The sequence below is a fragment of the Roseateles sp. GW821-FHT09G09 genome, from assembly GCF_059415965.1.
In genome coordinates this window covers 1-13,822 of sequence record NZ_JBWKOG010000001.1, presented here as the reverse complement: position 1 = coordinate 13,822, position 13,822 = coordinate 1, and the positions used below count along the sequence as shown (strand labels likewise).

Genomic DNA, 13,822 nt, shown 5'->3' with positions numbered 1-13,822 from the left:
CTGGTACGTTGGTGGTCATAACCACCTAACCCCTCTGACAGGGGCCTCGGCATCAGGGTTAAGTCCAGTGCGCTACCAATTGACGCTCTGCGTTTTTTGGTACTAAACTGGTATTAATCATGACAAGCCACCCTCTGGCGGACGCCTGGTCCGCTCCTCTGCAGCCGCGCTTCGCGGGCGTCCGCTTCCTCGTGGGAGTGGACGGCGGGGGCACCGGCACGCGGGTCCGGCTGAGCGACGTCCAGGGACAGCTCCTCGGACAGGGCTGGGCGGGACCGTCGGCGCTGGGGCAGGGCATCGCCCAGGCGTGGCGCCACATCCAGATGGCTGTCCAGGAAGCGGCGGCCAAGGCGGGCATCGAGCGCCTGCCGCTCGGCGAGACCGCGATCGGCCTCGGCCTGTCCGGCGCCGGTGTCGCCGCCCAGGCGCAGGCCTTCGTCGCGCAGCAGCCCGGCTACGTCCACATCGAACTCGTGAACGACGGCACCACGTCCGTCATCGGCGCGCACGCGGGCCGGCCCGGCGGCGTGGTTGCGGCCGGCACCGGCACGGTGGGCGAGGCGCTGCGCTCGGACGGTTCGATGGTCTGCGTCAGCGGCTGGGGCTGGATCGGCGGCGACGAGGGCAGCGGCGCGTGGCTCGGCATCCAGGCGATGCGGCTCGCGCAGAAGGCGATGGACGGCCGCGTCGCGGCCGGACCGCTGGCCCGCGCCGTGTGGGCCGCCGCCGGCTGCAAGGACGATCAAGATCGGGATGCGATCAACGCCTGGGTCGCCCAGGCCGGCCAGCATGCGTACGCGCAGCTGGCGCCGCTGGTGTTCGAACAATCGGCGGACGATCCGGCCGCCGCGGCGCTCGTCGCGCAGGCGGTGGCGGAACTGGAGCAGCTCGCGCTCGCGCTCGATCCGACGCGGCAGCTGCCGCTCTCGCTCGCGGGCAGCGTGGCGCAGCGGCTCGCCGCGCTTTTCTCAGGCAACATTCGGGCCCGTTGCGTGTCGCCCCAGGGCGACTCGGCCGACGGCGCGCTGCGGCTGGTCCGCGGCGCTCTCTCCGACCCCCGTTGAAGACGAGAAGCCCGATGAGCACCAAGCTGCCCTTCCAGTTCAAGCCCGATCCCGCCGCCGCCTCGCCGCTGTACATGCAGCTGGCCCACAAGCTGGCGCAGGCGATCCGCGAAGGCCAGTACCAGGCCGACGAGGCCCTGCCGTCGGAACGCGTGCTCTCCGAATCGCTCGACCTCTCGCGCGTCACCGCCCGCAAGGCGATCGACCGCCTCGTCGAGCAGGGCCTGATCGTGCGCAAGCGCGGCTCCGGCAACTACATCGCCCCGAAGCTCGAGCAGCCGCTGTCGCGCCTGACCAGCTTCTCCGAGGAACTCCATCAACGCGGCTTCAAGCCCAGCAGCCGCTGGCTGACCCGCGGCTTCGCCATGGCGGCGCCGGACGAGCAGCTCTCGCTCGGCCTGACGACCGGTCAACGCGTCGCGCGCCTGGAACGCCTGCGCCTGGCGGACGCCGTGGTGATGGCCTATGAGCTCTCGATCCTGCCCGAGGCCGTGCTGCCCGATCCGCAGCAGGTCGAGTCCTCGCTGTACGAGCACCTCGCCCAGCACGGCGGTGCGCCGGTGCGCGCGCTGCAGCACATCCGCGCCATCAATGCCGACTCGCGTCTGGCGGGTCTGCTGCAGGTGCCGGTGGGGCAGGCGGTGCTGTTCATCACCCGCGTGGGCTACCTGGACCAGGGTCAGGCCGTGGAGCTCACCCATTCCTACTGCCGCAGCGACTACTACGACTTCGTCGCGGAGATGAGGCGAGACGGATGACGACCCAGCACATCGACGGATTCCTACTGACACCTGGCGGGTTCATCCGCGGTGTGCTGAAACATCAAGACGGTCGCGTCGTCGGCATCGACGGGACCGCCGCGTCGGAGCACGAGGTGCGGCACGGCGCGCAGGACCTGCCGATCGTCCTGCCCGGCTTCATCGACACGCACGTCCACGGCGGCGCGGGTCGCGACACGATGGAAGGCGGCGATGCCGCCGCGCAGCTCGCGAAGCTGCATGCGAAACACGGCACCACGTCGCTGCTGGCGACCACGATGACCGCGCCGCTGGACGAGATCCGGCAGGCGATGCGCGGACTGGCCGAGCTCTGCGTCGTGCGCCCCGAGGGCGGCGCCCGCGTGCTGGGCGTTCACCTCGAAGGGCCGTACATCAATCCCGGCAAGCTCGGCGCGCAGCCGGACTTCGCCAAGGCCGCGTCCATCGCCGAGATCCGCGAGCTGCACGCGATCGCGCCGATCCGCCTGATCACGCTGGCGCCGGAACTCCCCGGTCATCTCGAGCTCGTCACGCGCTTGCGCGAGGCCGGCTTCCAGGTCCAGATCGGGCACTCGCTGGGCACGTACGAAGACGGCGTGGCCGCGCTCGGCCGCGGCGCCGGCGGTTTCACGCACCTGTTCAACGCGATGACGGGCCTGCACCACCGCGAGCCCGGCATGGTCGGCGCCGCGCTGGCGCATGCGCAGTACGCCGAGATCATCCCGGACCTGCTGCACGTGCACCCCGGCGCGATCCGCGTCGCGCTGCGTTGCATCCCGCGCCTGTTCTGCGTCACCGATTCGACGGCGGCGGCCGGCATGCCGGACGGCGACTACAGCCTGGGCCGCCACCGCGTGACGAAGTGCCTCGGCGGCGTGCGCCTGCCCGACGGCACGCTGGCGGGATCGACGCTGACGATGGACCAGGCGCTGCGCAACCTGGTGCTGAAGCTGGGCCTGACGATCGAGGACGCGGCCCGACGCGTGTCGACGAACGCGGCCGACTATTTGGGTCTGGACGACCGGGGCCGGCTGGCACCGGGCGCCTGGGCGGATTTCGTGGTGATGGACCGTGGCTTGCAGTTGCAGTGCGTGGTCGTTGAAGGAGAAGCAATTGACCTCGCGAATGCTGGATGAGGCGCTGAGCGCGCCGCAGGTGGTGGCCCGCCAACTGGCCGCCGATCGGAACGCCTACGCCGCGCTGGGCGACGCGCTGCGCGAGCAGCCGCCGACCTCGCTGCTGACGATCGCGCGCGGCAGCTCGGACCATGCGTCCCACTACCTCGCCTATCTCGTGATGGCGCGTCTGGGCCGGCTGGTGACCTCGCTGCCGATGTCGCTGATCACGCTCTACCAGAGCAAGATCGAGAGCCAGGGGCTGGTGTCGTTCGCGTTTTCCCAATCGGGCCAGAGCCCGGACCTGGTCTCGCCGACGCAGTACTTCCGCGCCAACGGCGCGCGCACGGTCGCCTTCGTGAACGCCGACGGATCGCCGCTCGAGGCGGCCGCCGAACACGTGTTCCGCCTGCATGCGGGCGTCGAGCAGAGCGTCGCCGCGACCAAGAGCTACATCGCGCAGCTGGTGGCGGGCGCGCGCGTCGTCGCCGCCTGGCAGGGCGACGAGGACCTGTCGGCCGCCCTGCAGACCCTGCCGCAGGCGATGGAGCAGGCCGCGACGCAGCGGTGGGACGTGGCGGTCGACGTGCTCAAGGGCGCGGACAAGCTGTTCGTCATCGGCCGCGGCACCTCGCTGCCGATCGCGCTGGAAGCGGCGCTGAAGTTCAAGGAGACCTGCGGCATCCAGGCCGAGGCCTTCTCCGGCGCTGAAGTGAAGCACGGCCCGATGGCGCTGGTGGAGGAGGGCTATCCGCTGCTGGTCTTCGCGCCGCGCGGTCCCGCGCAGGCCGGCCTGCTGGCGCTCGCCGAGGAGATGCGCGGCCGCGGCGCGCGCGTGCTGCTGGCGGCGCCGGAAGGCACGCCGGGCGCCGAGCTGCCGCTGACCTGCACCGGCAACGAGGACCTCGATCCGATCACCGCGGTGCAGAGCTTCTATCCGATGGTCGAGGCGCTGGCGCAGGCGCGGGGCTTGAACCCCGACCAGCCGCGGCACCTGGCCAAGGTCACCAAGACGCATTGATCGAGCATTGACCGGCGGTCCGGCGTGATCGGACCTTCATTTCCAGCATTACCCAGCTTCGACCCGCGGGCCAGGCAGAAGAGAGCGACATGAGCGAGACAGCATTCCATCCGGGCCGGCTGGTGATGGTGGACATCCAGGGCAAGACGCTGGATGCGACGACCGCGGCCTTCCTGCGCGACAACAAGATCCGCGCAGTGTGCCTGTTCCGCAAGAACCTGGGCACCGAGGCCGAGGTCCGCAGGCTCACGCAGGACCTGCGCGACGCGATGGGCGCCGATGCGCTGATCGGTCTGGACCAGGAGGGCGGTTCCGTCGTGCGCGCGACCTTCCTGCCGCAGCCGCCGTCGGCGATGGCGCTGGGCGCGGCCGGTGACGAGGGGCTGGCCGAGCAGGTCGGCGCCGCGGTGGCGCGCGGACTGCGCGGCATCGGCATCAACTGGAACTTCGCGCCGGTCACCGACATCAACAATAACCCGGCCAATCCGGTCATCGCCGAGCGCAGCTTCGGCGAGACCGCCGACACTGTCACGCGCCTGGCCGGCGCGTGGATGAAGGGCTCGATGGCGGCGGGCGTTGCGTGCTGCATCAAGCACTTCCCGGGTCACGGCGACACGCACGTCGACTCTCACCTCGACCTGCCCACGGTCGAGAAGTCCCGCGCCGAGCTGGACGCGCTCGAACTCAAGCCTTTCCAGGCGCTGCGCGAGGTGGCGCCGTCGATCATGACGGCACACATCGTCTATCCGAAGATCGACCCGTTGTACCCGGCGACGCTGTCCAAGACCATCCTGGGCGGCATCCTGCGCGACGAGTACGGCTACGACGGCGTCGTCATCACCGACGCGCTGATGATGAAGGCCATCGCCGAGCGCTACGGCTACGCGAAGGCGGCGGTGCTGGCGATCAACGCCGGCGCCGACATGATCCTGGCGCAGGGCTCGCTGGACGAGCAGGCGCAGGCGATCCATGCGCTGCAGGACGCGCTGACGCGCGGCGGCTTGAGCGCCGAGCGCGGTCGCCAGGCGGAAGCACGGCTGGACAAGCTGGCGCGCGATTTCCCGGTCCGCTTCGACGATTACCAGGGCGCGCAGCGCGAGGCCGACGACGTGCTGATGCGCCGCGCCTGGGCCGCGGGTCTGAGCGCGCTGCGCGGCGCGACGCCGCCCGCGAGCGATCGTCCGATCCGCGTGCTGGTGCAGGACGAGGTGCCCACCGACGGCGTGTCCGAGGCGGGCCCGACCGGCGCGCAGGTGCGCGCGCTGTTCGAGGGCTACGGCGATGTCGAGTTCGTCTCGCTCGGCGACATCGCGGCGCTCGACTGGTCCCTCGTGCCGGACGACGGCCGCTTCACGATCGTGGCCTCGACGCACCGCGCGCGCTACGGCGCCAACGCCGCGGCGTGGCGTCCGGACCTTCACCTGGTGCTGTGGAATCCGTTCCAGGCGCTGGACGTCTCCGCACCCACGGTGATCAGCTGGGGCTATGCCGACGGCGCACTGGGCGCGCTCGGCGCCTGGCTGCAAGGTCGCGGCCAGGCCGGTGGCCAGTCGCCGGTCACGCTGGATTGACATCGGCGTCCGCCGCCCTGCTCCGCATCGCATCGCACCGAGGTCCTCCCCCATGAGCTCGTCGAAGAATCCCCCTGGCGCCGCCGACGCGCGCGGCGATCGCAGCCCCATCCGCTGGGTGTCCAGCCTGTACTTCGTGCAGGGCATGCAGTTCTTCGTCGTCATGCTGATCGCCGGCCTGATGTTCAAGAACATGGGCGTCGCCAACGACCAGATCGCGCGATGGACGGGCCTGCTCGGTCTCGCATGGGCGTTCAAGCCGTTGTGGAGCCCGTTCCTGGAGCTGGCGCGCAGCAAGAAACTGATCGTCGTCGCGGGGCAGTACACCGGCGCGGTCGGGCTGGGCCTGATGGCGGTGGCGCTGCAGCTGCCGATGTGGTTCGCGGCCAGCATCGCGGTGCTGTTCCTCCTGGCCTATGCCTCGGCGACGCACGACATCGCCTGCGACGGTCTCTACATGGCCTCGCTCGACGACAAGCAGCAGGCGGCCTATGCCGGCTGGCAGGGGGCGTTCTTCAACGCCTCGAAGTTCCTGACGCTGGGCGGGCTGCTCGTGCTCGCCGGCCACCTGGAGCGCGGCATCGGCGTGATGAACGCCTGGTCGGTGATCTTCGCGATGCTGGCGGTGCTGCTGTTCGTGCTGGCCAGCTACAACGCCTATGCCTTGCCTGGTGCGCTCAACACCGATCACGGCGATCTCACCGTCGCGGGTGTCTGGCAGACCTTGCGCGAGGTGATCGCCGATTTCCTGAAGAAGCCGGGCATCTGGCTGATGGTCCTGTTCATCGTCATGTTCCGTTTTGCCGAGGGGCAGGTGCAGACCATCGGTCCCTTGTTCCTGATCGAGCCACGCGAGAAGGGCGGGCTGGGTCTGACGACGGAGCAGGTCGGCGGCATCTACGGCACCGTGGGCACGGCGGCATTCCTGGTCGGCAGCATCGTCGGCGGTTATTTCACGAGCTGGCTGAGCTTGCGTCGCGCGATGCCGATCCTGATCGTCGCCATGGCGGTGCCCAACGCGACCTTCTACTACCTGGCGGTCACGATGCCGGCGGACCTGTGGCACGTCGGTGCCGCCGTGGCGATCGAGATGCTGGGGTACGGATTCGGCTTTGTCGGGATGATCCTGTTCATCATGCAGGTCGTGGCGCCGGGCAAGTATCAGACGGCGCATTACGCGCTGGGTTCCGGCGTGATGCAGCTCGGTTTCATCCTGTCCAAGACCATCAGCGGCGACATCCAGATCGCGATGGGCTACGAGCACTTCTTCCTGTGGACGATCGGCTGCGGGGCTCCGGCGCTGATCCTGCTGCTCTTCGTCCGCATGCCCGGCAAGGCCACGGACAAGGGCAAGGGCGACGCCCATGCGCCGACCCCGATCGAAAGCGCGACATGACCTCATTCGAAGTCCTCGGTGGCCGATCCGTCGAAGGACGGCAATGGTTGGGGACGGCTGTGCTTGGGGTTTTGGCGCTTGCCGCCAAGGCCCCATGCACTGGCGGCCAACGCTCAGGCCTCCTCAGGTGGGCGGTCGCCGCCACGCTCCTTGCTGCGACGGGCACCCAAGCCGCCACGCCGCAATTCTTCTTCGACGACTTCAGCTACCCCGACACGACCGCGATGTTCAAGCAGGGGTGGACGGCTCGCAGGGCGGCCGGCCATCCTGGACTGCCTGGCGCGCGCTGGGCGCCGGAGGCCTTGAGCCTCGTCGACGGCAAGCTGCGCCTGCGCGGCACGACCGACGGCACTGGTGTGGGCACGACGCAGGTCCAGGTCTGCCACCAGCGCAAGTACCTGGCCGGCACCTACGCCGCGCGGGTGCGCTTCAGCGACCGGCCGGTGAGCGGCGCCGACGGCGATCCCGTGATTCAGACCTTCTACGTGGTGAGCCCGCTGAAGCACGACTTCGACCCGGAGTTCAGCGAGCTCGACTGGGAGTACCTGCCCAACGGTGGCTGGGGCAGCGAGAAGACGCGGATCTACGGCATCACCTGGCAGACGGTGAGGCTCGATCCTTGGCTGGCCTTCAACCAGCAGCACGAGGAATTCGGCGCGTTGGGCGAGCCGGGCAAGGACTGGCACACGCTGGTGATGCAGGTGGCGGAGGGTCGGACGCACTGGTTCATCGACGGCCGCAAGGTCGACGACCACGGCGGACGGAATTACCCGGTGGTGCCGATGTCGATCAACTTCAACCTGTGGTTCTCGCCGGAGGGCCCGCTGGCGCAGGGACCGGCAGGCGGGCCGCCGCGCGTGTACGAAGAAGACGTCGACTGGGTCTTCCACGCGAAGGACGCGGTGCTGAGTCCGGCCCAGGTGGAGACGCAGGTGAAGCGCTGGCGTGCCGGCGGCGTCGCGCGGCTGGACCAGGTGCAGGCCGCCGAGCCGGCGCTCGAGAGCCGCTGCGACTTCTGATTCCTCCGACCTCATTCCCATGAATGCTTCCTCGAAACGCATCGCGTCCGTCGACGCGCTGCGCGGTCTGGCCGTTGCCGCGATGCTGCTGGTCAACAACCCCGGCGACTGGGGCTACGTCTACGCCCCGCTGGAGCATGCGGCCTGGAACGGCTGGACGCCGACCGACCTGGTGTTCCCGTTCTTCCTGTTCATCGTGGGCGTGTCCCTGTCGCTCGCGATGGGCGCCCGGATCGAGGCGGGCGACGGCGCTGCGCTGCGCGGCACCGTCGTCAAGCGCGCGCTGCGCATCCTCGTGCTCGGACTGGTGCTGCACGCGCTCGCCTGGTGGTTGATGGGCAAGCCGGCCTTGCGCATTCCTGGTGTGCTGCAGCGGATCGGCCTGTGCTTCGCGTTCACCGGGCTGATCGCGATCCAGTGGCGGGCCACCGGGCAGCGGCTCTGGATCGCCGCCTTGCTCTTCGGTTATGGGGCCTTGCTGCTGTGGGGCGGGCCGCTCGACAAGGCCGGCAATATCGCCAGCCGCATCGATGCGTGGCTGCTGGGACCTCACGGGTATGAGTGGGACGCGGCCACCGGCCTCGGCCATGATCCGGAAGGCATCGTCACCACGCTGGGCGCGCTCGCGACAACGCTGCTCGGCTGGCGTTGCGGCGAGGCGCTGCGCAGCGGCGCGTTGAAGCAGCTCGCGACCATCGGACTCACGGCGGCAGCCGCGGGCTTCGCGCTCGACGCGATCGGCCTGATGCCGATCAACAAGAACCTGTGGACGCCGTCGTTCGTGCTCTTCACCGGCGGTCTCGCCGCGCTGGCGCTGCTGGGGGCCCATGCCTTGATCGATCGTCTCGGCTGGCCGCCGCTGTTCCGCAGCTTCGGCGTCAATGCGATCGCCGCCTATGCCGGCGCGTGGATGTGCACGGTGTTCCTGGCGGGCTTCGGCTGGATGGACCCGCTCTACGCGCACGGCTTCGGCTGGCTGGAGCCGCTCATCGGACCGTACGGGCGCTCGCTCGCCTTCGCGCTGGTGTTTGTCGGCGTGTGGTGGGCGATCGTGCGCGTGCTCGACGCACGCCGGATCTACATCAAGGTGTGAACCCCGACGCGCCGTCCGGCGCGTGGACGGAGAATCGGGCGATGAGCTTTTCCATCCGCATGCCGCCCGACGTGCAGTCGCTCACCATCGGCGGCCATCAGGTGCTGCTGATCGACGATTTCCTGGAGCATCCCCAGGCGCTCGTGCAGGTCGCCTGCGACAGCACGTTCGAACTGTGCCCCGGCGCGACCGAGGGCAAGGGCTATCCCGGCATGCGCGCCACGGCGCCCGAGGCCTACTCGCAGGAACTGGTGTCGTTGTTGGATCCGCTCATCCGGATCAACTTCGGCATCGACGAGGACCTGCCGCTGCGCAAGACGCCGTGCATGTTCTCGCTCACCACCTTGGCGGCGGATCGGCTTGGTCCGCTGCAGCGGGTGCCGCACTTCGATTCGAGCGCACCGCATTACATGGCGGCCCTGCTGTACCTCTGCGACGGCCGTCATGGCGGCACGGGGTTCTATCGGCACAAGGCCACCGGGCTCCAGCGGGTCACGGCCGATGACACCGAACGCTACGGCGCGTCGGTCCGCGAGCAGATCGAGCGCCGGCCGCCGCCGCAGCGCTACTTCGACGCCGGCGATGAACACTTCGAGTTCCTGGGCATGCTGCCGGCGAAGTTCAACCGGCTGGTGGTCTATTCGGGCGGGCTCATCCACACCGCCTGCGTGAATCCCGCGCTCAGCATCAGCGACGATCCGCGCCGCGGTCGACTCACCGTCAATACGTTCGTCGACTTCTGAGGGTGCTTCGTCCGCGCGGCCCGGCGCGGCCTGGCGCGGGCAGAAACAAAAAAGCCCGGCATGAGCCGGGCTTGAAGAGGGCCGGGAGACCCTCGGAGATGTTCTGGATTCAGAACTTGGCGTTCAGGCCGATGCGGTACGTCGTCTCGCCCATGAAGGACCAGGCCGGGTAGCCGCCCTTGAGCGACTGGCGCAGCGTGGTGCTCGAACCGGCGGCGCCGTACTGCACGTCGTCTTCCTTGGTCAGGTTGATCGCCTCGAAGCTCAGACGCAGGTTCTTCGTGACGTTCCAGCCCAGGCTCAGGTCCAGCGTGCCGTAGTCGTCATGCATGCGGTTGCCGTAGTAGCCGGTCTCGCGAACCATGTACTTCGAGCGCCAGTTGTAGGCCAGGCGCGCGCTGTACACGTCGGTTTCGTAGAAGCCGACCAGGTTCACGTTGTGACGCGAGGACAGCGTGAACATGTTCAGCTCGTCCTGGTAGCTCGTCTTGGGCGCCTTCGCATCCGTGAACGTGTAGTTCGCCACCACGCCGAAGCCGTTGTCGAACGAGTGGTTCAGCTGCGTCTCGAGGCCGTTGATCTTGCCGCCGCCCGCGTTGATGTAGCGGTTGATCGTCCAGTTGTCGAGGCCGGTGTCCGGGCTGATCAGACCGATCTTCTGGTTGACCTGAGTTGCCGTGGTGATGAAGTTGTCGATCTTCTTGTGGAAGACCGCCACCGACACCAGGTTGCCGCGGCCGTAGTAGTACTCGATGCCGAGGTCGACCTGCTTGGACGACTGCGGCTTGAGCGCCGGGGTGCCGTAGTTGACCGTCTCGTTGTTCTGGACCTGGTCGTTCCAGCCCAGCGTGGCGCCGGCGAACATGTTGTCGTAGTTCGGACGCGTGATCGCCTTGGACGCGGCGAAGCGCAGCAGCGTGTTGCGGTTGATGTCGTACACGACGTTCAGGCTGGGCAGCCAGTCGTGGTAAGTCGAGCTCTGCTGCGCCTTCGTGGTGTTCCAGCCGACGTTCTGCGGAACGTCGCCGGCCGCCAGCGGCGTGCCGTCGAACACGTAGGCGTCGTTGCTCGCCTTCGTGCGGATGTAGCGCAGGCCGAAGTTGCCGTGCAGGGCATCCTTCTCGAAGTTGAACATGCCGTACATGGCGGTGTTCTTTTCCTCGATCTCGCCGTAGCCGCCGCGCGACTGGGTCCAGCTCGCCACGTTGGCATTGGCCAGCGCGAACATCGCGCCCAGGTTCGGCTTGGGCACGCTCCAGCCCGGCGTGCCCATCGGGATGGTGCCGCTGAACAGCGTGTCGGTGTTGGCGCTGACCGGCGTGGTCACCATCGTCGGACGGTACTCGTCCTTCGTGAAGGTGTGCTTGGTCGCGCGCAGGCCGGCCTTGAACGAGGTCAGGATGCTGTAGTCCAGATCGATCGTGACGTCGGCCTGGGCGAAGTCTTCCTTGTCCTTGTTGGGACCGCGGGCGGTCGCCCAGGATTCAGGCGTGGAGGTCGCGCCCAGCGCGCTCAGCGGCACGCTCATGTCCTGGCCCGGGGAGATCGAGATCTTCTTGCCGGTCGCGTCGGTCGAACCCCACCACTTCGGCAGGCCCGGCGCGTTGCCCCAGCCCAGGTAGCTGTAGTTCGTCGTCAGCGAGGTGCCGCCGTCGGCCTTGGTCGTGCCGGCCGAGCCTTCGAGCTTGAAGCCGTCGCCCTTGAACGAACCTTCCGCGACCACGGTGTCCGAGGTCATCTTGGCGGCGCGCGCCCAGGTCTGCAGGAAGGTGCTGGTCGCGTTGGCCTGCGTGATGTTGGTCTTCTGGCACAGCAGCGCCGGATCCGGGCTCGGCTGCACGCAGGCGTTGGTGTCGGCGTAACCCTTGCCCGGGTCCTGCAGCGTGTACAGGTAGTGGGTGGTGTTGGACGCGTCGGCGTCGTACTCCAGGCGGGTGTAGTTCAGGCCGAGGTCGATGTTCTTGGTCGGCCGCGCCTGCAGGCTGACGTTGAACGCCTTGCGCTCGCGTTCCTGCAGGAAGGTACCCGGCGTGACGTCGCCGGACCAGCGGCCGTCGGCCTCGATGCCGCGACGCATGTAGTCGCCGCGCTCGAAGGCGCCCGACACCAGCACGCCGAACATCTTGCCGCTGTCACGCCAGCTGTACAGGCCGGACACTTCCTTCGTCCAGTCCTTGCTGACCGTGCCCTTGCCGCCCTTCAGGCTGACGAAGACGGCGTTCGGATCCAGGTCCAGCGGCTTGCGGGTCTTGACGATCACGGTGCCGCCGATGCCGCCTTCAGTCAGGTCGGCCTGGGAGGACTTGTAGACCTCCATGCCGCCGATCAGCTCGGGCGGCAGCAGGGAGTAGTTGAACGAGCGGTCGATCGCCTTCTGGTCATACCAGCCGGTCGACGCGACGCTGTGGCCGTTCAGGGTGGTCAGGGTCATCTGCGGGTCGGTGCCGCGGATCGACACCGAGGCGCCGACGCCGAAATCGCGTCCGACCGAGATGCCGGGAATGCGACCCAGCGCCTGGCCGACGTCGGAGTCGGGCAGCTTGCCCACGTCCTCGGCCGACACGGCATCGACCACCGCGTTGGCGTTCTTCTTGATGTTGGCCGCCGTCTGCAGCGATGCGCGGATGCCGGTGATCACCACCTGGTCCAGCTGCGTGTTTTCTTCTTTCTTCTGTTCCTGCGCCTGCACGGCAAACGCCGCACTCAGCAGCGCCAGCGTCACCGCCGCCGCGATTGGGGTCTTGTTGACCTTCATGATGAACTGCTCCTCGAGTGGCCAGGGAGTTGTGGCCGTGATGAAGACTTGGCACCTGAAATCACGACACCCTTCGGCGGAGTGGCATGCAGCTGGCGCCCCCGATACACCTCAATGCAACCAATGCCATGCCACTATAACGAGCGGTAAAGCCACTTTGCTACCAGTTTGACGCCGGTGTTTTCCCTGCTGTGGCATCGCCGCGACCCGCATGGACAGCGGTGTCTGGGCATCCGCCGTCTCGGTGACCGCTCCGCCGTCGGAACGTTCTTGGATGAGACCACTTGGTCGCAAATTGGTATTAGGAGTGGTCCTTGTCGGAGCGTGTCCGAGCGTGCGCTGGGGCACGCTGGATGCGGGCCGGCGCGCGTTGCGCCTCCCTTCCGGCTGTCCTCTCCAGAGAGCGCCAATCGCACGCGCGCACTTCCCGGCGGATTTTTTGTTTGCGCCAAAAAATAACGGTGCTATAGTCGTGGGCTTGCCTTGGAGGGGTGGCCGAGTGGTTAAAGGCAGCAGACTGTAAATCTGCCCGCTAACGCGTACGCTGGTTCGAATCCAGCCTCCTCCACCAAGGCAGACCCATGCAAGAGCAACGAAGCGGGTGATCGTCACCCGCTTCGCGGTTCAAGCGGTGGGAATTGGAAAACTCCCGGGCGGGAGTAGTTCAATGGTAGAACCTTAGCCTTCCAAGCTAATGACACGGGTTCGATTCCCGTTTCCCGCTCCATAGGAAGTTCAAGGTGTTGTGTCGAGATATCGACACAGGTTTGCTGATAAGGTCATCAATCCTGTGTCGATGCCCATGTGGCTCAGTGGTAGAGCACTCCCTTGGTAAGGGAGAGGTCGCGCGTTCGATCCGCGCCATGGGCACCACCTCTCTTCTATCCCGTTTCTTGATTGATCTGATCGCCAGGAGCGCATGATGGCAAAAGGCAAGTTTGAACGTACCAAGCCGCACGTGAACGTGGGCACGATTGGTCACGTTGACCATGGCAAGACGACGCTGACGGCAGCGATCGCGACGGTGCTGTCGAAGAAGTTCGGCGGCGAAGCCAAGGCGTACGACCAGATCGACGCGGCGCCGGAAGAGAAGGCGCGTGGCATCACGATCAACACCGCGCACGTCGAGTACGAGACGGCCAACCGCCACTACGCGCACGTTGACTGCCCGGGGCACGCTGACTATGTGAAGAACATGATCACGGGCGCGGCGCAGATGGACGGCGCGATCCTGGTGTGCTCGGCCGCTGACGGCCCGATGCCCCAGACCCGCGAGCACATCCTGCT

At 67.7% G+C, this 13,822-nt stretch carries 11 protein-coding genes and 3 tRNA genes; 13 read left to right on the top strand and 1 reads right to left on the bottom strand.

Annotation, left to right across the window (positions count from 1 at the left end; all coding sequences use genetic code 11):
• Window positions 1-119: 119 nt before the first annotated feature.
• From AC07O8_RS00070 to AC07O8_RS00030, 9 genes are all read left to right on the top strand, one after another.
• Window positions 120-1,064 carry a glucosamine kinase nucleotide-binding domain-containing protein gene (locus tag AC07O8_RS00070; RefSeq protein ID WP_495046102.1) on the top strand — a complete coding sequence of 315 codons (945 nt, stop codon included), beginning with the start codon at window positions 120-122 and terminating at the stop codon, window positions 1,062-1,064.
• A gap of 14 nt (window positions 1,065-1,078) precedes the next feature.
• A complete protein-coding gene (locus AC07O8_RS00065) occupies window positions 1,079-1,822 on the top strand; it encodes a GntR family transcriptional regulator (protein WP_297524264.1) in 744 nt (247 codons plus the stop codon).
• Window positions 1,819-2,958: an N-acetylglucosamine-6-phosphate deacetylase gene (gene nagA / locus AC07O8_RS00060; RefSeq protein ID WP_495046101.1), complete on the top strand. Its 1,140-nt coding sequence runs from the start codon at window positions 1,819-1,821 to the stop codon at window positions 2,956-2,958. Before AC07O8_RS00065 ends, nagA begins: the two co-directional genes overlap by 4 nt.
• Window positions 2,948-3,958, top strand: a complete 1,011-nt coding sequence (locus AC07O8_RS00055) for an SIS domain-containing protein (RefSeq protein ID WP_495046947.1) — start codon at window positions 2,948-2,950, stop codon at window positions 3,956-3,958. The genes nagA and AC07O8_RS00055 overlap by 11 nt, the downstream gene beginning before the upstream one ends.
• 89 nt (window positions 3,959-4,047) lie before the next feature.
• Window positions 4,048-5,529 carry a beta-N-acetylhexosaminidase gene (gene nagZ, locus AC07O8_RS00050; RefSeq protein ID WP_495046100.1) on the top strand — a complete coding sequence of 494 codons (1,482 nt, stop codon included), beginning with the start codon at window positions 4,048-4,050 and terminating at the stop codon, window positions 5,527-5,529.
• Between the two features lie 52 nt (window positions 5,530-5,581).
• Window positions 5,582-6,925 (top strand): MFS transporter, encoded by a 1,344-nt coding sequence (locus AC07O8_RS00045; protein ID WP_495046099.1) that lies wholly within the window; start codon window positions 5,582-5,584, stop codon window positions 6,923-6,925.
• A 302-nt stretch (window positions 6,926-7,227) separates the two neighbouring features.
• Window positions 7,228-7,944, top strand: a complete 717-nt coding sequence (locus AC07O8_RS00040; RefSeq protein WP_495046098.1) for a glycoside hydrolase family 16 protein — start codon at window positions 7,228-7,230, stop codon at window positions 7,942-7,944.
• A gap of 19 nt (window positions 7,945-7,963) precedes the next feature.
• Window positions 7,964-9,037, top strand: coding sequence for an acyltransferase family protein (locus tag AC07O8_RS00035; RefSeq protein WP_495046097.1), 1,074 nt, complete (start codon window positions 7,964-7,966; stop codon window positions 9,035-9,037).
• Between the two features lie 41 nt (window positions 9,038-9,078).
• Complete coding sequence (locus tag AC07O8_RS00030; RefSeq protein ID WP_495046096.1) at window positions 9,079-9,780, top strand: DUF6445 family protein; 702 nt, start codon at window positions 9,079-9,081, stop codon at window positions 9,778-9,780.
• 109 nt (window positions 9,781-9,889) lie between these two features.
• Here the strand turns inward: AC07O8_RS00030 and AC07O8_RS00025 are convergent, their stop codons facing one another.
• Complete coding sequence (locus tag AC07O8_RS00025; protein WP_495046095.1) at window positions 9,890-12,535, bottom strand: TonB-dependent receptor; 2,646 nt, start codon at window positions 12,533-12,535, stop codon at window positions 9,890-9,892.
• Between the two features lie 485 nt (window positions 12,536-13,020).
• Here AC07O8_RS00025 and AC07O8_RS00020 point away from each other — a divergent pair.
• The 4 genes from AC07O8_RS00020 to AC07O8_RS00005 form a co-directional block, all read left to right on the top strand.
• Window positions 13,021-13,106: transfer RNA gene (locus AC07O8_RS00020), tRNA-Tyr, on the top strand.
• Between the two features lie 82 nt (window positions 13,107-13,188).
• Window positions 13,189-13,262, top strand: a tRNA-Gly gene (locus AC07O8_RS00015).
• A 71-nt stretch (window positions 13,263-13,333) separates the two neighbouring features.
• Window positions 13,334-13,408: transfer RNA gene (locus tag AC07O8_RS00010), tRNA-Thr, on the top strand.
• Between the two features lie 49 nt (window positions 13,409-13,457).
• Window positions 13,458-13,822: GTP-binding protein (locus AC07O8_RS00005; protein ID WP_495046094.1), on the top strand; the 365-nt coding region annotated here is incomplete at its 3' end.